Source organism: Nocardia arseniciresistens (assembly GCF_046764875.1).
Lineage (GTDB): Bacteria > Actinomycetota > Actinomycetes > Mycobacteriales > Mycobacteriaceae > Nocardia > Nocardia arseniciresistens.
In genome coordinates, this window is record NZ_JBKORD010000001.1 from 528,566 (window position 1) to 542,290 (window position 13,725).

General features: G+C 66.2%; 12 protein-coding genes. 2 read left to right on the plus strand and 10 right to left on the minus strand.

All coding sequences use genetic code 11. The annotated features are described in order from the left end of the window. Positions 1–4: 4 nt before the first annotated feature. Positions 5–1,303, minus strand: a complete 1,299-nt coding sequence (locus ACLMAJ_RS02415) for an arginine deiminase (RefSeq protein ID WP_412011771.1) — start codon at positions 1,301–1,303, stop codon at positions 5–7. Positions 1,304–1,482: 179 nt separating this feature from the next. Between ACLMAJ_RS02415 and soxR the strand changes: the two genes are divergently transcribed. Beyond that, a complete protein-coding gene (gene soxR, locus ACLMAJ_RS02420) occupies positions 1,483–1,968 on the plus strand; it encodes a redox-sensitive transcriptional activator SoxR (protein WP_412011772.1) in 486 nt (161 codons plus the stop codon). On the opposite strand, the gene ACLMAJ_RS02425 is transcribed toward soxR, so the two are convergent. The 7 genes from ACLMAJ_RS02425 to ACLMAJ_RS02455 form a co-directional block, all read right to left on the minus strand. Then, positions 1,937–2,776, minus strand: coding sequence for an SDR family oxidoreductase (locus ACLMAJ_RS02425; RefSeq protein ID WP_412011773.1), 840 nt, complete (start codon positions 2,774–2,776; stop codon positions 1,937–1,939). The two genes, soxR and ACLMAJ_RS02425, sit on opposite strands and share 32 nt — an antisense overlap. Positions 2,777–2,897: 121 nt before the next feature. Beyond that, a complete protein-coding gene (locus tag ACLMAJ_RS02430) occupies positions 2,898–4,025 on the minus strand; it encodes a glycosyltransferase (protein WP_412011774.1) in 1,128 nt (375 codons plus the stop codon). A 104-nt stretch (positions 4,026–4,129) separates the two neighbouring features. Further along, the gene (locus tag ACLMAJ_RS02435; RefSeq protein ID WP_412012023.1) at positions 4,130–5,947 is read right to left on the minus strand and encodes a putative bifunctional diguanylate cyclase/phosphodiesterase; all 1,818 of its coding nucleotides are present in this window, start codon (positions 5,945–5,947) and stop codon (positions 4,130–4,132) included. A 67-nt stretch (positions 5,948–6,014) separates the two neighbouring features. After that, positions 6,015–8,165 (minus strand): Rv1355c family protein, encoded by a 2,151-nt coding sequence (locus tag ACLMAJ_RS02440; RefSeq protein ID WP_412011775.1) that lies wholly within the window; start codon positions 8,163–8,165, stop codon positions 6,015–6,017. Further along, positions 8,162–8,929 (minus strand): hypothetical protein, encoded by a 768-nt coding sequence (locus tag ACLMAJ_RS02445; RefSeq protein WP_412011776.1) that lies wholly within the window; start codon positions 8,927–8,929, stop codon positions 8,162–8,164. Before ACLMAJ_RS02445 ends, ACLMAJ_RS02440 begins: the two co-directional genes overlap by 4 nt. A gap of 254 nt (positions 8,930–9,183) precedes the next feature. Further along, positions 9,184–9,624, minus strand: a complete 441-nt coding sequence (locus ACLMAJ_RS02450) for an effector binding domain-containing protein (RefSeq protein WP_412011777.1) — start codon at positions 9,622–9,624, stop codon at positions 9,184–9,186. Next, the gene (locus tag ACLMAJ_RS02455; RefSeq protein ID WP_379066227.1) at positions 9,621–10,064 is read right to left on the minus strand and encodes a GyrI-like domain-containing protein; all 444 of its coding nucleotides are present in this window, start codon (positions 10,062–10,064) and stop codon (positions 9,621–9,623) included. The genes ACLMAJ_RS02450 and ACLMAJ_RS02455 overlap by 4 nt, the downstream gene beginning before the upstream one ends. A gap of 199 nt (positions 10,065–10,263) precedes the next feature. Here ACLMAJ_RS02455 and ACLMAJ_RS02460 point away from each other — a divergent pair, with 199 nt between their 5' ends. Next, positions 10,264–10,989 (plus strand): uracil-DNA glycosylase, encoded by a 726-nt coding sequence (locus ACLMAJ_RS02460; protein ID WP_412012024.1) that lies wholly within the window; start codon positions 10,264–10,266, stop codon positions 10,987–10,989. Positions 10,990–11,020: 31 nt separating this feature from the next. Here ACLMAJ_RS02460 and ACLMAJ_RS02465 read toward each other — a convergent pair whose 3' ends face one another. Continuing rightward, complete coding sequence (locus ACLMAJ_RS02465; RefSeq protein ID WP_412011778.1) at positions 11,021–12,388, minus strand: L-serine ammonia-lyase; 1,368 nt, start codon at positions 12,386–12,388, stop codon at positions 11,021–11,023. Continuing rightward, positions 12,385–13,722: a serine hydroxymethyltransferase gene (gene glyA, locus ACLMAJ_RS02470; protein WP_412011779.1), complete on the minus strand. Its 1,338-nt coding sequence runs from the start codon at positions 13,720–13,722 to the stop codon at positions 12,385–12,387. The genes ACLMAJ_RS02465 and glyA overlap by 4 nt, the downstream gene beginning before the upstream one ends. Positions 13,723–13,725: the final 3 nt, after the last annotated feature.

Genomic DNA, 13,725 nt, shown 5'->3' on the forward strand with positions numbered 1-13,725 from the left:
GGGCTCACACATCATCTCGGGAGAGTGGACAGGACAGGCAGCGCGGGCCGCCGCGACCGGAACCCAGCTCGGAGCCGGGAATCCGGAGTACCTCGATGCCCGCCTGGGTCAGTCGACCGTTGGTCATCTCATTGCGTTCGTAGGCGACAACCACGCCGGGCGCCAACGCCAGGGTGTTGTTGCCGTCGTCCCATTGTTCACGCTCGGCGGTGACCCCGTCGAGGCCGGTGTCGATGACCCGCATCTTGCCGATGCCCATCGCCTCGGCCGCCGCGGGCAAGAACGGGTCGGGACCGCGCATGCTCACGCCGCCGCGGTCTCGACCGCCGTAGCCGTCCTCCCGATGAATCGTGAACGCGCACAGCGAGTCACGTATGGCGGGGTACATCACGATGGCATCGGTGTCGACCATCGTGCACACCGTGTCCAAGTGCATGGACGCACGATTCTGCGCGATCGGCACCACCAGCACTGTGTGCGCGAGCCCGTCATCGAACAGGCTGCGCGCCAACGCTTCCGCACCGGCGGGCGAGGTCCGCTCACCGACGCCGACCGCGACGACACCCGGCCCGAGCAGCAGCACATCGCCGCCCTCGATGGGCGCGGTATGCGATTCGTAGGCGCGACGGACCCCGAGGAAGCGGGGATGGAAGGCGTAGACGAGATCGGTGAGCGAAGTCTCGCGCATCCTGGCGGGCAGCGCGAGCGCGGTGATGGCGACCCTCGGCCCGACCCAGAACGAAGAGTCCCTGGTGAACAGCAGATTCGGCAGCGGATCGATGACGAAATCACCGCCGTGATGCATCCGGCGCACCAGCGAGGGCGTGCCGGGACCGAATGGCAGCTCGTCGAAGGTCATGCCCGCCATCAGGATGTTGGCAAGCTCCTGCGCCGGGACGCCGCGCAGGTAGGCCGCCAGCTCGTCGGCGAGCCCATGACCGAGCCTGCGCGCGTCGACGGCGGCGGAAATGCCCTGGATACGGGCCGCGCCGCTGACGTCGAGGGTGTCGGCGAGCAGGTCGGCGAGCAGCAACACCTCGACCCCGCGCCCGCGCAGCACGGCGGAGAAGATGTCGTGCTCCTGTTGAGCCCGCTCGACCCATGGGATGCCGTCGAAGAGCAGTTGATCGTTATTTCGCGGCGTCAGCCTGCGCAATTCGTCACCGGGCCGGTGCAGCAGCACCGTCCGCAAGGTACCGACCTCGGAGGTGACGGCGAGGCGTTTGCCCGGATCGTCACCGCCCCCGCGCCCATTCCCGTTCGCATCGCCTCCGTGCCCACCCTGCACAGCCTCTGCTCCCATATCACGACCGTAGTTCGCCCAGAGCGTAAGAGCACGCAATTGCTGACCTTTTCGAGTGACCTGCAAGCAGTCACCAGCTGACCCTTTCGAGCGACCTGCAAGCAGTCACCAGCGGCATGTCCGATTCTGCCCCGAGCGCACCGTAACCTGAAGTATTGTTAGGGAATGGAGGAGCGTTGATGTCGGCAACCGATTGGCGAGTAAAGGAACTGACCCCCGGGCAGCTGTCCGAGCGTAGCGGAGTAGCGGTGTCCGCGTTGCACTTCTACGAACGCGAGGGTCTCATCTCGAGCCGCCGTACCAGCGGAAATCAGCGCAGATACACGCGCGAGACACTACGGCGCGTCGCCTTCATCCGTATTTCGCAGCGGGTCGGCATCCCGCTGAGCGAGATCCGCTCCGCGCTGGACAAACTGCCCGAGGGCCGCACCCCCACCCGGCGCGACTGGGAGACCCTTTCCACCACCTGGCGGACCGACCTCGACAATCGCATCACCCAGCTGACCCGGCTGCGCGACAATCTGACCGGCTGCATCGGTTGCGGCTGTCTGTCGCTGGGCAGCTGCAAGCTGGTCAACGAACACGATCGGCTCGGCGAGCAGGGCCCCGGCGCCAGGGTGCTCGACGTGCAGCTCAACTGCGCTGCGAAACCAGAAGCCTGTTGAAGCGCTCGCCGACCCTGCGGATGACGAATTCGTAGGGGAAGGCGAACTTCCGCGACCACCAGTACCCGAATCGGATATCGAACGAGGTGTAGACGAGGAATCTGTTGCGTTCGACGCCGCGAAGGATCTGCGACGCAACATGTTCAGGTTCCACCGCATGCTTGGTGAACGCACCGGCGAGACGGCGAACCCGCGGATCATCCTTGTCGACGCCGACCAGATCGAAGGACTGCACCAGCGGCGTGTTCACCGCGCCCGGCACCACCAGATGCACCGAGATGCCGTGGCGCTCCAGGTCGAATCGCAGTACCTCGGAGACGCCGCGGATGCCGTACTTGCCCGCGCTGTAGGCGGCATGCCATGGCAACGCGAGCAGACCGGCCGCCGAGGACACATTCACCAGCGCACCGCCACGGCCCGCACGCACCATCGGCGGCACGAAGTTCTCGATCACATGGATCGGGCCCATCAGGTTGACCTCCACCATCTTTCGCCAATGCCGGTGTTCGAGATTCTCGACCGTGCCCCAGGTCGATGTCCCGGCAATGTTCATCACGGTGTCGAGGCTGCCGAACTCCGCGTGCACGTCCGTCGCGAAGACGGTGACCGCGTCGTAATCGGTGATGTCCAGTGCCCGCGCGAGGAGCACGACCCCGCCTGCCGCCCCGATGGACCCCACCGTTTCGTCGAGCCCTTCGGCATTGATGTCCGTCAACACCACCTCGGCACCGGCCGCCGCGGCCGCCAGCGCGGTCGCTCGGCCGATACCGCTGGCCGCGCCGGTCACCAACACTTTGGCGCCACGCATCGTCCTACGGCTTCCGCGCCCAACCATTCGCACTGGCGAACCCTATCTCGAAATAGCCCCGAATCGGTTCCGGCAGGGTACTGCGCGCCGATCGGCCCCGCGGGATCGGCGCTGCGGTCATTCATCGACCGAGGACCGCGAGCATGCCGGCGACCGCCATCGGCCAGGTGAATTGTTCGGCCCTGCTGCGCGCCGCCTTCCTGCGCGCCGCAGTGGGCAGCGCGAGCACGTCGGTGACAGCTCGTGCGAAGTCGCAGGGATGATCGGCGGCCACCGCGCCACATTCCGCGGTGACGATATCGGCGAGCGCCGACGAACGGCTCGCGACGACCGGGGTCCCTGCCGCGAGCGCCTCCAACGCGGCGAGGCCGAAGGTCTCGTGTGGACCGGGCGCAAGCGAAACATCCGCGGTAGCCAGCAATTTCGCCACCATCGACCGATCCGAGATGAACCCGGTGAAGTGCACGGCCGGTAGCCCGCCCGGCAGCGAAGGCAGCGCCTTGGCGAGGCGCTCGAGCGCCTCGCGCCGCGGCCCCTCCCCCGCGACAACCAGTCGAGCGGCCACGCCCGCTCTATGCAACGCGCCCACCGCCTCGATGCTGCGGTCGACCCGCTTCTCCACCGAGAGCCTGCCGCAGTGCACCAGCAGCGGGTGTCCTGACGCACCGAGATCGGCCCGCAGCGCACGATCGTGCCGACGGGGACTGAACAGCTCCAAATCGACCCCGAGCGGCACCAGTTCGACATTCTGCGCACCGACGCGCAGAAACTCCGCGCGCGCGAACTCCGTTGTGCACACCACGATGTCGTAGTCGGTGGCGGTCCTGCGGTTGGCCACGTCGGCGCAGTGGCGCGCCGCCGCACTCGGCATCACCTGCCCGAGCAGCCGATCCAGCCGCTCATGCGAGATCATCACGCTCGCCACCTCACGCCGCCGCGCCCATCGTCCGAATCCACGCAGCGTCAGCCGGTCCGACACCTCCAACACATCGGGTCGCAGGCCCGCGAGCACATCGGCCACCCGCCGCGGATCCGCCGCACGATATCCACCGGTCCAGGGAATGCCCAAGGCGGGCAAGGTAATCCGCAACGCGCCGGTCGGCAACAGTTCCTCGGCACGCCGAGGTCCCGGCACGATCAGCACCACCTCGTGTCCCGCGGCCACGTAGCCCGCACCGAGATGATGCAATGCGGTGCGCAGCCCACCGGAGCGTGGGCCGTAGAAGTTCGCCAGCTGCACGATGCGCACCCGCCGATCGTGCAGCGGATCGGGACCGGTGCGCCCAACGGCGCGTGAACAGCCGTGAAAGAGCCGGCCAACCAGCGGATTCGCACCGCGCACCGACGCGGAGGTCAGTACTTCGGGGTGCCTCTACCCGCCCGCGGCAGATCGAGATCCAGGGGGATCCGACCCAACACCAGGTGCGGCTCGACCTCGTCGGCCGGCATCGGCCGCGCGATCAGAAAGCCTTGCGCCCGATAGCAACCCAGCCCGACCAGGGTGCGCGCGGCCACCGGCGTCTCGACGCCCTCACCGACGACACCGAGCCCGAAAGACCCGGCGAGGCCGATGATGGATTTCACGATCGCCAGGTCGTCGGTGCTCGCGCCGAGGCGCTGCACGAACCCGCGATCGATCTTCACCGCGTCCACCGGCAGTGCCTTCAGGTGCGACAGTGAGCTGTAGCCGGTGCCGAAATCGTCGATGGCGATCTGCACGCCCATCCGCTTGAGGCCACGCAGGGTGACCTGCGTGCGGGCCAGATCCTGCACAACCACATGCTCGGTGATCTCCAGACACACCGAGCTGCCGTCGATGCCGAACAGCCGAAGGATGTCCTCGATACGCTCCACGAAGTCGAGGCTGACCAGCTGGACCGGCGACACGTTGATCCGCATCACCACATTCGTGGCAAGGCCGCGCCGCCGCCATTCCGCGAACTGGGCGCAGGCCGACCTGATCACCCAGCGGCCGAGCTCGCCCGCGAGATTGGTGGCTTCGGCAACGCTGACGAACGCACCGGGCGGCAGCAGCCCCCTGGTCGGATGCATCCATCGGACCAGCGCCTCCAGCGCGACGATTCGTCCGGTGCGTAGGTCGACCTCGGGCTGATAGTGCAGCAGCAGCGATCCGTCGGACACCGCGCCACGCAGGTTGAGTTCGACATCGTCCTGCAATTCGAACTGAGCGCGCATGGCATCGGTGAACACCGCGACCCCGTTGCCGCCACCGGCTTTGGCCGAGAGCAGCGCGTGATCGGCACGGCGCAGCACATCGGCGACCGTGGTCTCCCCCGGAATACCCACCGCGACACCGACACTCGCGCCACGGCTGACCGACTCGCCGCCGACGGTGACCCGCCTGCCGATGAGCTGCTGGATTCTGGTCGCCTCCAGCTCGGCGGCCACGGCGTCCATCGGCTTGGCAGGCACGATCACGAACTCGTCGCCACCGAGCCTGGCGATCATGTCGTTCGGGTCGAGGTTTTCGCGCAGCCGTGAAGACAGCGTGCGGATGAAGTTGTCACCGGCGGTGTGCCCGAGGAAATCGTTGAGCGCCTTGAGTCGATCGAGGTCGAGGAAGAACGCGGCCACAGGGCCGGGACTGCCCGAATGTAATCGCTCCTCCATATGCTCGAGCAGCGCACGGCGGTTGGCGAGCCCGGTGAGATCGTCGTGCAGCGCGATATAGCGCAGTCGCTCTTCGGCGACCACGCGCGCCTGCAGCTGCGCGAACAGTGCGGCAATCGCCTTGAGGACGTTGAGTTCTCTTGTGCTCCAGTCCCGATCGCCCTGTTTGATGAAGCCGAGCACGCCGGTCGACTCGCCGCGCGAAAGCAGTGGCACCGCGGCCATCGCGACCAGCGGGATCCCCGAAGAACGGCGGATCGTCTCCTGATAGTCGGCGGACTCCACGCTCGGCCGCACCACAATCGGCTCGGTAGCGTGCTCCAACTCGGCGAACACCGAATCGGCGGTCTCGAAGTGCACGACCTTCAGCGGATCGGGATCGGGGATATCACCGCGATGCGGCCACTCGGCGATGAGCACGGTGGCTCTTCGTTCCCGATCGGTATGTCGCAAATAGCTGAAATCGACGTCGAAGTGCTCGACCAATCTGGCCAGCACTCGCTCACTCGCCGCCACCATCGTCGTAGCGTCGACGCCCATCAACTCGGAGGCGACCTGGGTCACCAATGAGTCGAGCGTTCGGCGAGGCACCTTGTCTCCGATCGTGCTAGCTGCGGTTGCCCGCGCCCGACACTGGAAGTCGCCTGCTGCGGACCGAGGCCGGCGCCGCATAGCTCAGGCGAAGCACCAATGCCATGATTTCATGCCCAGGCACTCCCAGCAGGTCCAGGAAACGGCCCTGAAGTGACGCTAGTGTATCCGCGAAATCGGGGGAAATCGCGACCAGTTCGTCGTTGTGCCGTGCATAGAGGAACACCGGGGACACCGGTTGTACCGCAAGTCCACGTCGTTGCGCCTCCAGCCAGACGCGCTGCAACGCGGCGCCCGCGCGGGTGTAATCGGTCAGCCCAGGTCCCGAGGTTCCCTTCTTGTTGTCGAACGTCACCGCGATGACCGCCGAGCTCGACAGCACCCGGTCACCGGTGTGCTCGCCGAGCGCCGCGCCACCGGACCATTCGCGCAACCGGTCCATCACGTCGGCACGACGCCCGATCGCGAGCTTCGCGTGCTCGTCGGCGGCCAATTCCATACTGCAGACGTCGATTCCGGTGCGCGGATCGTCTCCCGGCCACCGCAGTTCCGCGAACATCTCCTGGTGCAGCCGAGACGTCAGGTAGCGGATTCGATCCGATTCGCCGAGCAGTTCGGCCGCTAGTGCGAGGTCGGCTCGGTCGGTGACACTGCGAATCGTCGCGCCCTCTGCCCCGGCGGCAGCAGCGAGACCGGCGAGGACATTGCCCGCCATCGGTGCGCCGGTGCCGAGGCGCCGGTTCGTCTCGCGGGCCAGCGCGGCCGGGTAGTCGCGGGCAAGCAGCGGATCGTTGCCGTCACCGAGGCGTAGCACCGCGGTGAGCGCGGTGGTGTCGCTCTCGATGAGCTCGTGTCCGCCGAGGATGCCGTGCGCGGCGGCGGCAGCGCGCGCGTTGTGCAATGCGGCCCCGATCGCCACAGCGCTACCCCGATAGCCGATATCGAGGGCCGAGGACCGCGTGCGCGCCAGCTCGATCCGCACCTCGGACTCGTCGACCCGCAGCGACCACGGCTGGGCATTGCCACCCGACGGGGCGCGCTGAGCACATTCGAGCACGCTCAATATCGCGGTCGCGGCCGGTACCGGCATGGGCGCGATGGCCTCCGGCTCGCACACCAGCTCACCGACGGGCTCCGGCTCGGCCAGTTCGTCGAGACCGCGCTCCAGGTCGATGCGCGTGCGTCCGGACGACAGCTTCTGCCCGAGCCCGAGCCTGCGCACCGCCGCCGCCACGATGGCCGCGCCGAGCTGCACATCGCTACCGAGCTGCGGCCAGGTGGTCACGGACTCGTCGATCTCCACCAGACTGGCCGCCATCCGCGCCGACAGCTCTTTCGGATCGAGGATCCGCATGACATGGGGCGCCTTGTCCCTGGTGGACAGCCCACGCAGGTCTGCGCCTTCGGTCGTGCCGAGCAGACCGTGGAACGGCGGACGGCTCGGCTCCAGGTCGTAGCGTTCGACGTCGAGCAGGCCACGATCGCTGGTATCCATCAGCAGCGGGATGCGATGCCTGCGCGCGCCCTCACGGACGGCGAACTTGATGTCGAGCGAATCGCATTCCTCGACCACGATCGACAAACCGGTCAGGAATTCGTCGACGGACTCTTCATCGACACCCGAGGTGCGCACCTCGATCGGCAGGTAGGGGTCGAGTTCGGCGATCCGGCGCGCGGTCACGATCGATTTGTTCACGCCGATGTCGAAGATGCTGCCCGGCACCCGGTTCAGGTTGGACAGCTCGATGTCGTCGAAATCGGCAAGGCGCAGCAGGCCGCAGGTGCCCTCCAGCGCCAGCGTGTAGGCGACCGCATGTCCGACGCTCTGGCCGACGACTCCGATGGCCAAGCCCGCCAAGCGTTCCTGCTCGTCCCTGGTGAGCTTGTTGCGGTTACGGTCGAGCCGAATCGCGCGGTAGGTGCGCTCGCCGGGCAGCCCGACCAAAGTGCGCCGCCACGGGTAGTAGACCCAGCGATCGGGATCCGGTCCATCGAGGGTCGGGCGCGAATGCACCTTCGCGAGCTCGCCGCGCAGCACATCACGCAGGTCGAGGATGCGGACCTGCGGTGACTTACGCAGTTGTACGAGGATGGGTATGTCGTCCGGGGCATTTTCGTCGAGTATCAGCGGTCTGTAGTCCGCGACCGGGCCGGGGTCACCGTTCATACCTGCGCCCGTCCTCCGATCCATGGTTCACCAGCGGTGGGGCCACTGTACGGCTGTGCATGCCAGGTCTCGAGCGCCGCGCGCTCCAGCGCGATCAACGAAGTCTGCAATTTTGTGGCAACCGATCGATTCGTGTGAGTATCCCACCACACGGGGACGGTTCGATAGCGGTCATCCGGATAGGGCACCGACGGTATCCGATCGACAACGCGCCCACCACTGGAGCGATAAAGTTCCAGGCCGTGCGAGGCAGTGGTCACGAAACCGAAGCGAGCGCCGAGTAGCGAGGCCGCGTGCACCACGCAACGGGAGATCGCGGCGGCGAGCGCGGATCGGCGTTCCGCGTGTCGTGCCACCCAGACCGCCTTGACCTCGACAACCCCCTCTGGTATCCGCTCAGCAACCATCGCGCGCAGCGCGGCCTCACCGGGTTGCCCCGCCCAGGCACCGAGCGCGTGCACATCCTCGACCGCCGGGTACGGCCCCTGCGCCCGCAAGCCCGCGACGACCACCCCCGAGGCGTCGACGGCGACAAAGAACAATGCGGTCGAACTGCCGTTTTGGACTTTGTCGTATTCGATCGCGTGATCGACTCCGTAATGCCGGTAAACCCGCAGCGCACCCCGCAAGTATCGGCGCCAGAGGTCTGGATGCGACTCCGGAGTCGCGACATGGAAGACATATCCGGAATGCACATCCCGGAAGCGCAACACCTCGGCATCGCGCATGCCCCCGGGGCCGACTGCGATTGTTTCGACAGTCATGGTGTTCCCTACTCCGTAGCCACCGCGCGCACGCGCGGTCATCGAGCCGGTCCAGCTCTCACACCCGACTGCCCGCCGATCTGGTGTGATTGCCTAGGGAAGTATCCGTCATTCGAATGGAATTGGCCAGATGTCCGGTTAATCTTCCGAAAACTTATTTCGACTCCGAAACAAACCGCAGGTCAGGCCACTCCTTACGGACACGAAATGGAACAGAGAGACCGGTTGGTACCGACGTAGCTACATCTCAGCAACTAGACCAGGATCGAGATGAACAGCTCCACCGACTCCGGACCGTGCCAGATCTCGACCTCTTCGCGATAGGCGCGAGTGATCTCCGCGGAGGCCGTCGCATCATCGACCTGCGCCCACACATCCTCGACCGGATCGTGGTAGTCGCCGTTCGGCGCGAACCGCGCATAGACGCCCTTGGGCACCTTGACCAGCACGTCGCCGACCGGGACGGCATCGTGGTCCGGGTACTCGAAGCAGACGACGGCGTTGAAGTTCCCCGCGGGGTCCGGCACGTACACGGTGAACATCGGGTGATCCGGCCGCTCCTGCCCACGGTCGCGCAGCCGATCCTTGAGGAATTCGATCAGATCGCTATTGCTGACCTTGAAGCTCGGCCGCACCCTCGGTACCACGAGGCCGCCGTAGATCGCCTGGCCACGCACGACAATCGCATAGGTCATCGCGCATCTACCGCCAGGTAGAGATCAATTTTGTAGGCGTGCGGGTAACACTCGAAGTCACCGGTATAGGTGCGTTTGATGTAGTTGTGTTCCTCGGCGTAGGCGATCTGCGTCCACAGGTCGGTCATCACCTGCGGGAAGTTACCGACCGAGGAGAACCGGGCATAGGTGCCGCGTGGCAGCCGCGCGACGAGGTGGCCGCGGGTGACGTCGTCGAACGAGGCACACTCGTATCCGACGATCTGAGTGTTGTAGGTGCCGAGCTCACCGGTGTAATCGGTATACGCGCTGGCCAGAGGGCCACCGAGCTCCTGATGCAGCACTGCCGCCCAGGCCGCCTCGAGATCGTGATCCCGCAGTTCTCCGAGCGCACGTTTCGGGCTGCGCACCGGCAACCCGGCAACCCACGTTTCGTCTCGCTCGACGATTTCAAACTGCATGGAAAGACTCTTTCGAGGGTAAATCCGGGGGCGAAGCCCGCATCCGGTCGGCCAGAAAGGCCATGCTATCAACCCGGCGCCAGCGCTAACGGTCACATGTCCTGGTCGTTATCTGCAGCTCACGGCCACACTTACCTGGACGCATGTCCTGGATGCAAACCCATGGTTATCGCCTCGAGTTATGTGATTGGGTTTTCTCATGTGCCACACCGTCGCCGAGTTGGACTCCGCCGTCGCGCAGTGCCGAGCCTGCCCACGGCTCGTCGCTTGGCGCGAAAAGGTAGCCACCGAGAAGCGGGCGGCCTTCCGTGCGGAAACCTACTGGGGCCGCCCCGTCCCCGGATTCGGTCCGCCCGATGCCCGACTACTGATCGTCGGCCTGGCCCCGGCCGCCCACGGCGGCAATCGAACAGGTCGCATGTTCACCGGCGACCGCAGCGGTGACGTCCTGTTCGCCGCGCTGCACGCGGTCGGGCTCGCCAGCAGGCCCACCTCGGTTCGGATCGACGACGGCCTACAGCTGACCGGCGTCCGCCTCACCGCTCCCGTGCACTGCGCGCCGCCTGACAACAAGCCGACGCCGGAGGAACGCGATCGCTGCGCCCACTGGCTGCGCACCGAATTGGACCTGCTCACGCCGACCGTCCGCGCCATCGTCGTGCTCGGCGCCTTCGGATGGCAGGCGCTGCTTCCGGTGCTCGCGGCGGCGGGTTGGACCATTCCCCGCCCCCGACCCAAGTTCGGCCACGGCGCGCACGTCACGCTGTCGCCGTCCGACGGTAGCCGAGAACCGTTGCAGCTCTTCGGCTGCTACCACGTCAGCCAGCAGAACACCTTCACCGGCCGACTCACCCCCGCGATGCTCGAGGCCGTACTCACCGATGCGGCGATTGCGGCAGGCCTGTCGGTATCGGCCCCGCGCTGACGCTGCGAGCCGAGACCGAATCGGCAAGCCCTCAGCAGTCCACCACCGCGACCGCGAGCCCGCCGAGTGAAGTCTCCTTGTATTTGTCCAGCATGTCCGCGCCCGTCGCACGCATCGTCTGGATGACCTTGTCGAGGGACACATGGTGCACGCCGTCGCCACGAATCGCCATGCGCGCCGCGGTAATCGCCTTGACCGCCGCGACACCGTTTCGTTCGATGCACGGAATTTGTACGAGACCGCCGATCGGGTCGCAGGTGAGACCGAGGTTGTGCTCGATGCCTATCTCGGCGGCATTCTCGATCTGTTCGGGCGTGCCGCCGAGCACGGCGGTGAGTCCGGCCGCCGCCATCGCACACGCCGCGCCGACCTCGCCCTGACAACCGACTTCGGCGCCGGAGATCGAGGCGTTCTCCTTGATCAGTTGTCCGATCGCGCCCGCGGTCAAAAGGAAGTCGATGATGCTGTCGTCACCGGCACCGGTCACGAAACGCTGAACATAGTGCAGCACAGCGGGAATGATGCCCGCGGCACCATTGGTCGGCGCAGTGACGACACGTCCGCCCGCCGCGTTCTCCTCATTGACGGCCATCGCGAACAGCGTGACCCACTCCATCGCACGCAGCGGGTCGGTGTCGTCGGCTTCGACAGTCAGTCGATGGTGCAGCGTCGCCGCACGCCGTCGGACGGCGAGTGCGCCCGGCAGCACACCCGCCGTCGAGGTCCCCCGCTGGACGCAGTCCTGCATGACCTTCCAGATTTCGAGCAGGTCGATCCGAATCCGGTCCGGACGGCGCCAGGTCATTTCGTTGGCCATCATCAGCTCGCTGATGGACTGCCGGGTAGCGGTGGTGTGGGCGAGCAGCTCCCCGGCCGAGCCGAACGGATACGGAACCGCCGTCGTCGCCTCGGTGGGTCGTTCGATCTCGGCTTCGGCCAGCACGAAACCGCCACCGACCGAGTAGAACCGGCGCTCGATGAGCACCTGCCCCTCGGCGTCGACCGCACGGAACATCATGCCGTTGCTGTGGAAGGCAGGTTTCACGCGCCAGAGCAACTCGATGTCCTCGTCGATGGCGAAAACGATCGGATGCACCCCACCGAGCCGCAACGTTCCGCTGGCCCGCGTTTCGGCGGCGGTGCTGACCACGACCTCCGGATCAACGGTCTCCGGCCGCTCGCCGGACAACCCGGCCACGATCGCCTCGATGCTGCCGTGCCCGCGCCCCGTCGCACCGAGCGATCCGTACAGCTCAACCCGAATAGCGGACGTATTGTAAAGCTGCCCAACGGTTTTGAGCTCCTCGATGAACCGGTCGGCCGCGCGCATCGGCCCCACCGTGTGCGAGCTCGACGGCCCGATGCCGACCCGGAAGAGGTCGAAGATGCTGACCGTCATACCGGCACGCGCAGACCGGGGTACAGCGGGAAGCGAGCAACCAGCGCATCGACCCGCGCACTCGACTCCTCGACCGGCCGCGCCGCGCGCAACGTGGCGGCGATAATGTCGGCGACCTCGACGAATGCCTCGGTATCGAAGCCACGTGCGGCCAGCGCAGGTGTTCCGATTCGCAGCCCGGAACTAACCATGGGCGGGCGCGGATCGAACGGAACCGCGTTGCGGTTCACCGTGATTCCGATCTGGGCGAGCCGATCCTCGCCCTGCTGGCCGTCGAGCTCGGAGTCACGCAGATCGACGAGCACCAGATGCACATCGGTACCGCCGCTGACGACGCTGATTCCCGCCGCGAGGCAGTCCTCGGCGAGCAGCCGATCGGCGAGGATCCGCGCACCCGCGAGCGTGCGTTCCTGACGATCACGGAACGCCGGTTCCGCCGCCATCTTGAAAGCAACGGCCTTGGCCGCGATCACATGCTCGAGCGGACCGCCCTGCTGTCCAGGAAAGACGGCGGAAGCCAGCTTCTTACCCAATTCGTCGATGGCGAGAATGAATCCGCCACGCGGCCCACCGAGGGTCTTGTGCGTTGTCGAGGTGACGATGTGCGCGTGCGGGATGGGCGACGGATGCAGACCCGCCGCGACCAGTCCCGCGAAGTGCGCCATGTCCACCATCAGGTAGGCACCGACTTCATCTGCGATGCGCCGGAATTCGGCGAAGTCGAGGTGCCGAGGGTAGGCGGACCAACCTGCCACGATCAGCTTCGGGCGGTGCTCCTGCGCGAGCCTTCGCACCTCGTCCATGTCGATGAGATGGTCATCGGCCCGAACATGGTAGGCCACAACGTCATAGAGCCGACCGGAGAAGTTGATCTTCATACCGTGGGTGAGGTGTCCGCCGTGGTCGAGGGCGAGCCCGAGGATCCCATCGCCAGGCCGCAACACCGCGTGCATCGCCGCGGCATTGGCCTGCGCGCCCGAATGCGGCTGGACGTTGACGTATTCGGCGCCGAACAGCGCGCGCAACCGGTCGATCGCCAGCGTTTCGATCTCGTCGACATGCTCGCAGCCGCCGTAATAACGACGGCCTGGATAGCCTTCCGCATACTTGTTTGTGAGCACCGAGCCCTGCGCCTGCATCACCGCGAGCGGCGCGTGATTTTCGGAGGCGATCATTTCCAAACCGCTTTGCTGCCTGCTGATTTCGCGGTCGATCAAATTCGCGACGACCGGATCGAATTCACCCAACGACGCGTCGAGGTCGGTCCGAATGGCTGTGTTGTTGTTTCGAGCGACCCGCAAGCAGTCGCCAGCGATAGCAATAGGTTCGGCCATCAG

Coding starts and splice junctions, on each gene's coding strand:
- ACLMAJ_RS02415 (WP_412011771.1), bottom strand. CDS start 1,303: ATGGGAGCAGAGGCTGTGCAGGGTGGGCACGGAGGCGATGCGAACGGG.
- ACLMAJ_RS02455 (WP_379066227.1), bottom strand. CDS start 10,064: ATGCAGTTTGAAATCGTCGAGCGAGACGAAACGTGGGTTGCCGGGTTG.
- ACLMAJ_RS02460 (WP_412012024.1), top strand. CDS start 10,264: ATGTGCCACACCGTCGCCGAGTTGGACTCCGCCGTCGCGCAGTGCCGA.
- soxR (WP_412011772.1), top strand. CDS start 1,483: ATGTCGGCAACCGATTGGCGAGTAAAGGAACTGACCCCCGGGCAGCTG.
- ACLMAJ_RS02440 (WP_412011775.1), bottom strand. CDS start 8,165: ATGAACGGTGACCCCGGCCCGGTCGCGGACTACAGACCGCTGATACTC.
- ACLMAJ_RS02445 (WP_412011776.1), bottom strand. CDS start 8,929: ATGACTGTCGAAACAATCGCAGTCGGCCCCGGGGGCATGCGCGATGCC.
- ACLMAJ_RS02425 (WP_412011773.1), bottom strand. CDS start 2,776: ATGCGTGGCGCCAAAGTGTTGGTGACCGGCGCGGCCAGCGGTATCGGC.
- ACLMAJ_RS02435 (WP_412012023.1), bottom strand. CDS start 5,947: ATGGGCGTCGACGCTACGACGATGGTGGCGGCGAGTGAGCGAGTGCTG.
- ACLMAJ_RS02465 (WP_412011778.1), bottom strand. CDS start 12,388: ATGACGGTCAGCATCTTCGACCTCTTCCGGGTCGGCATCGGGCCGTCG.
- ACLMAJ_RS02450 (WP_412011777.1), bottom strand. CDS start 9,624: ATGACCTATGCGATTGTCGTGCGTGGCCAGGCGATCTACGGCGGCCTC.
- glyA (WP_412011779.1), bottom strand. CDS start 13,722: ATGGCCGAACCTATTGCTATCGCTGGCGACTGCTTGCGGGTCGCTCGA.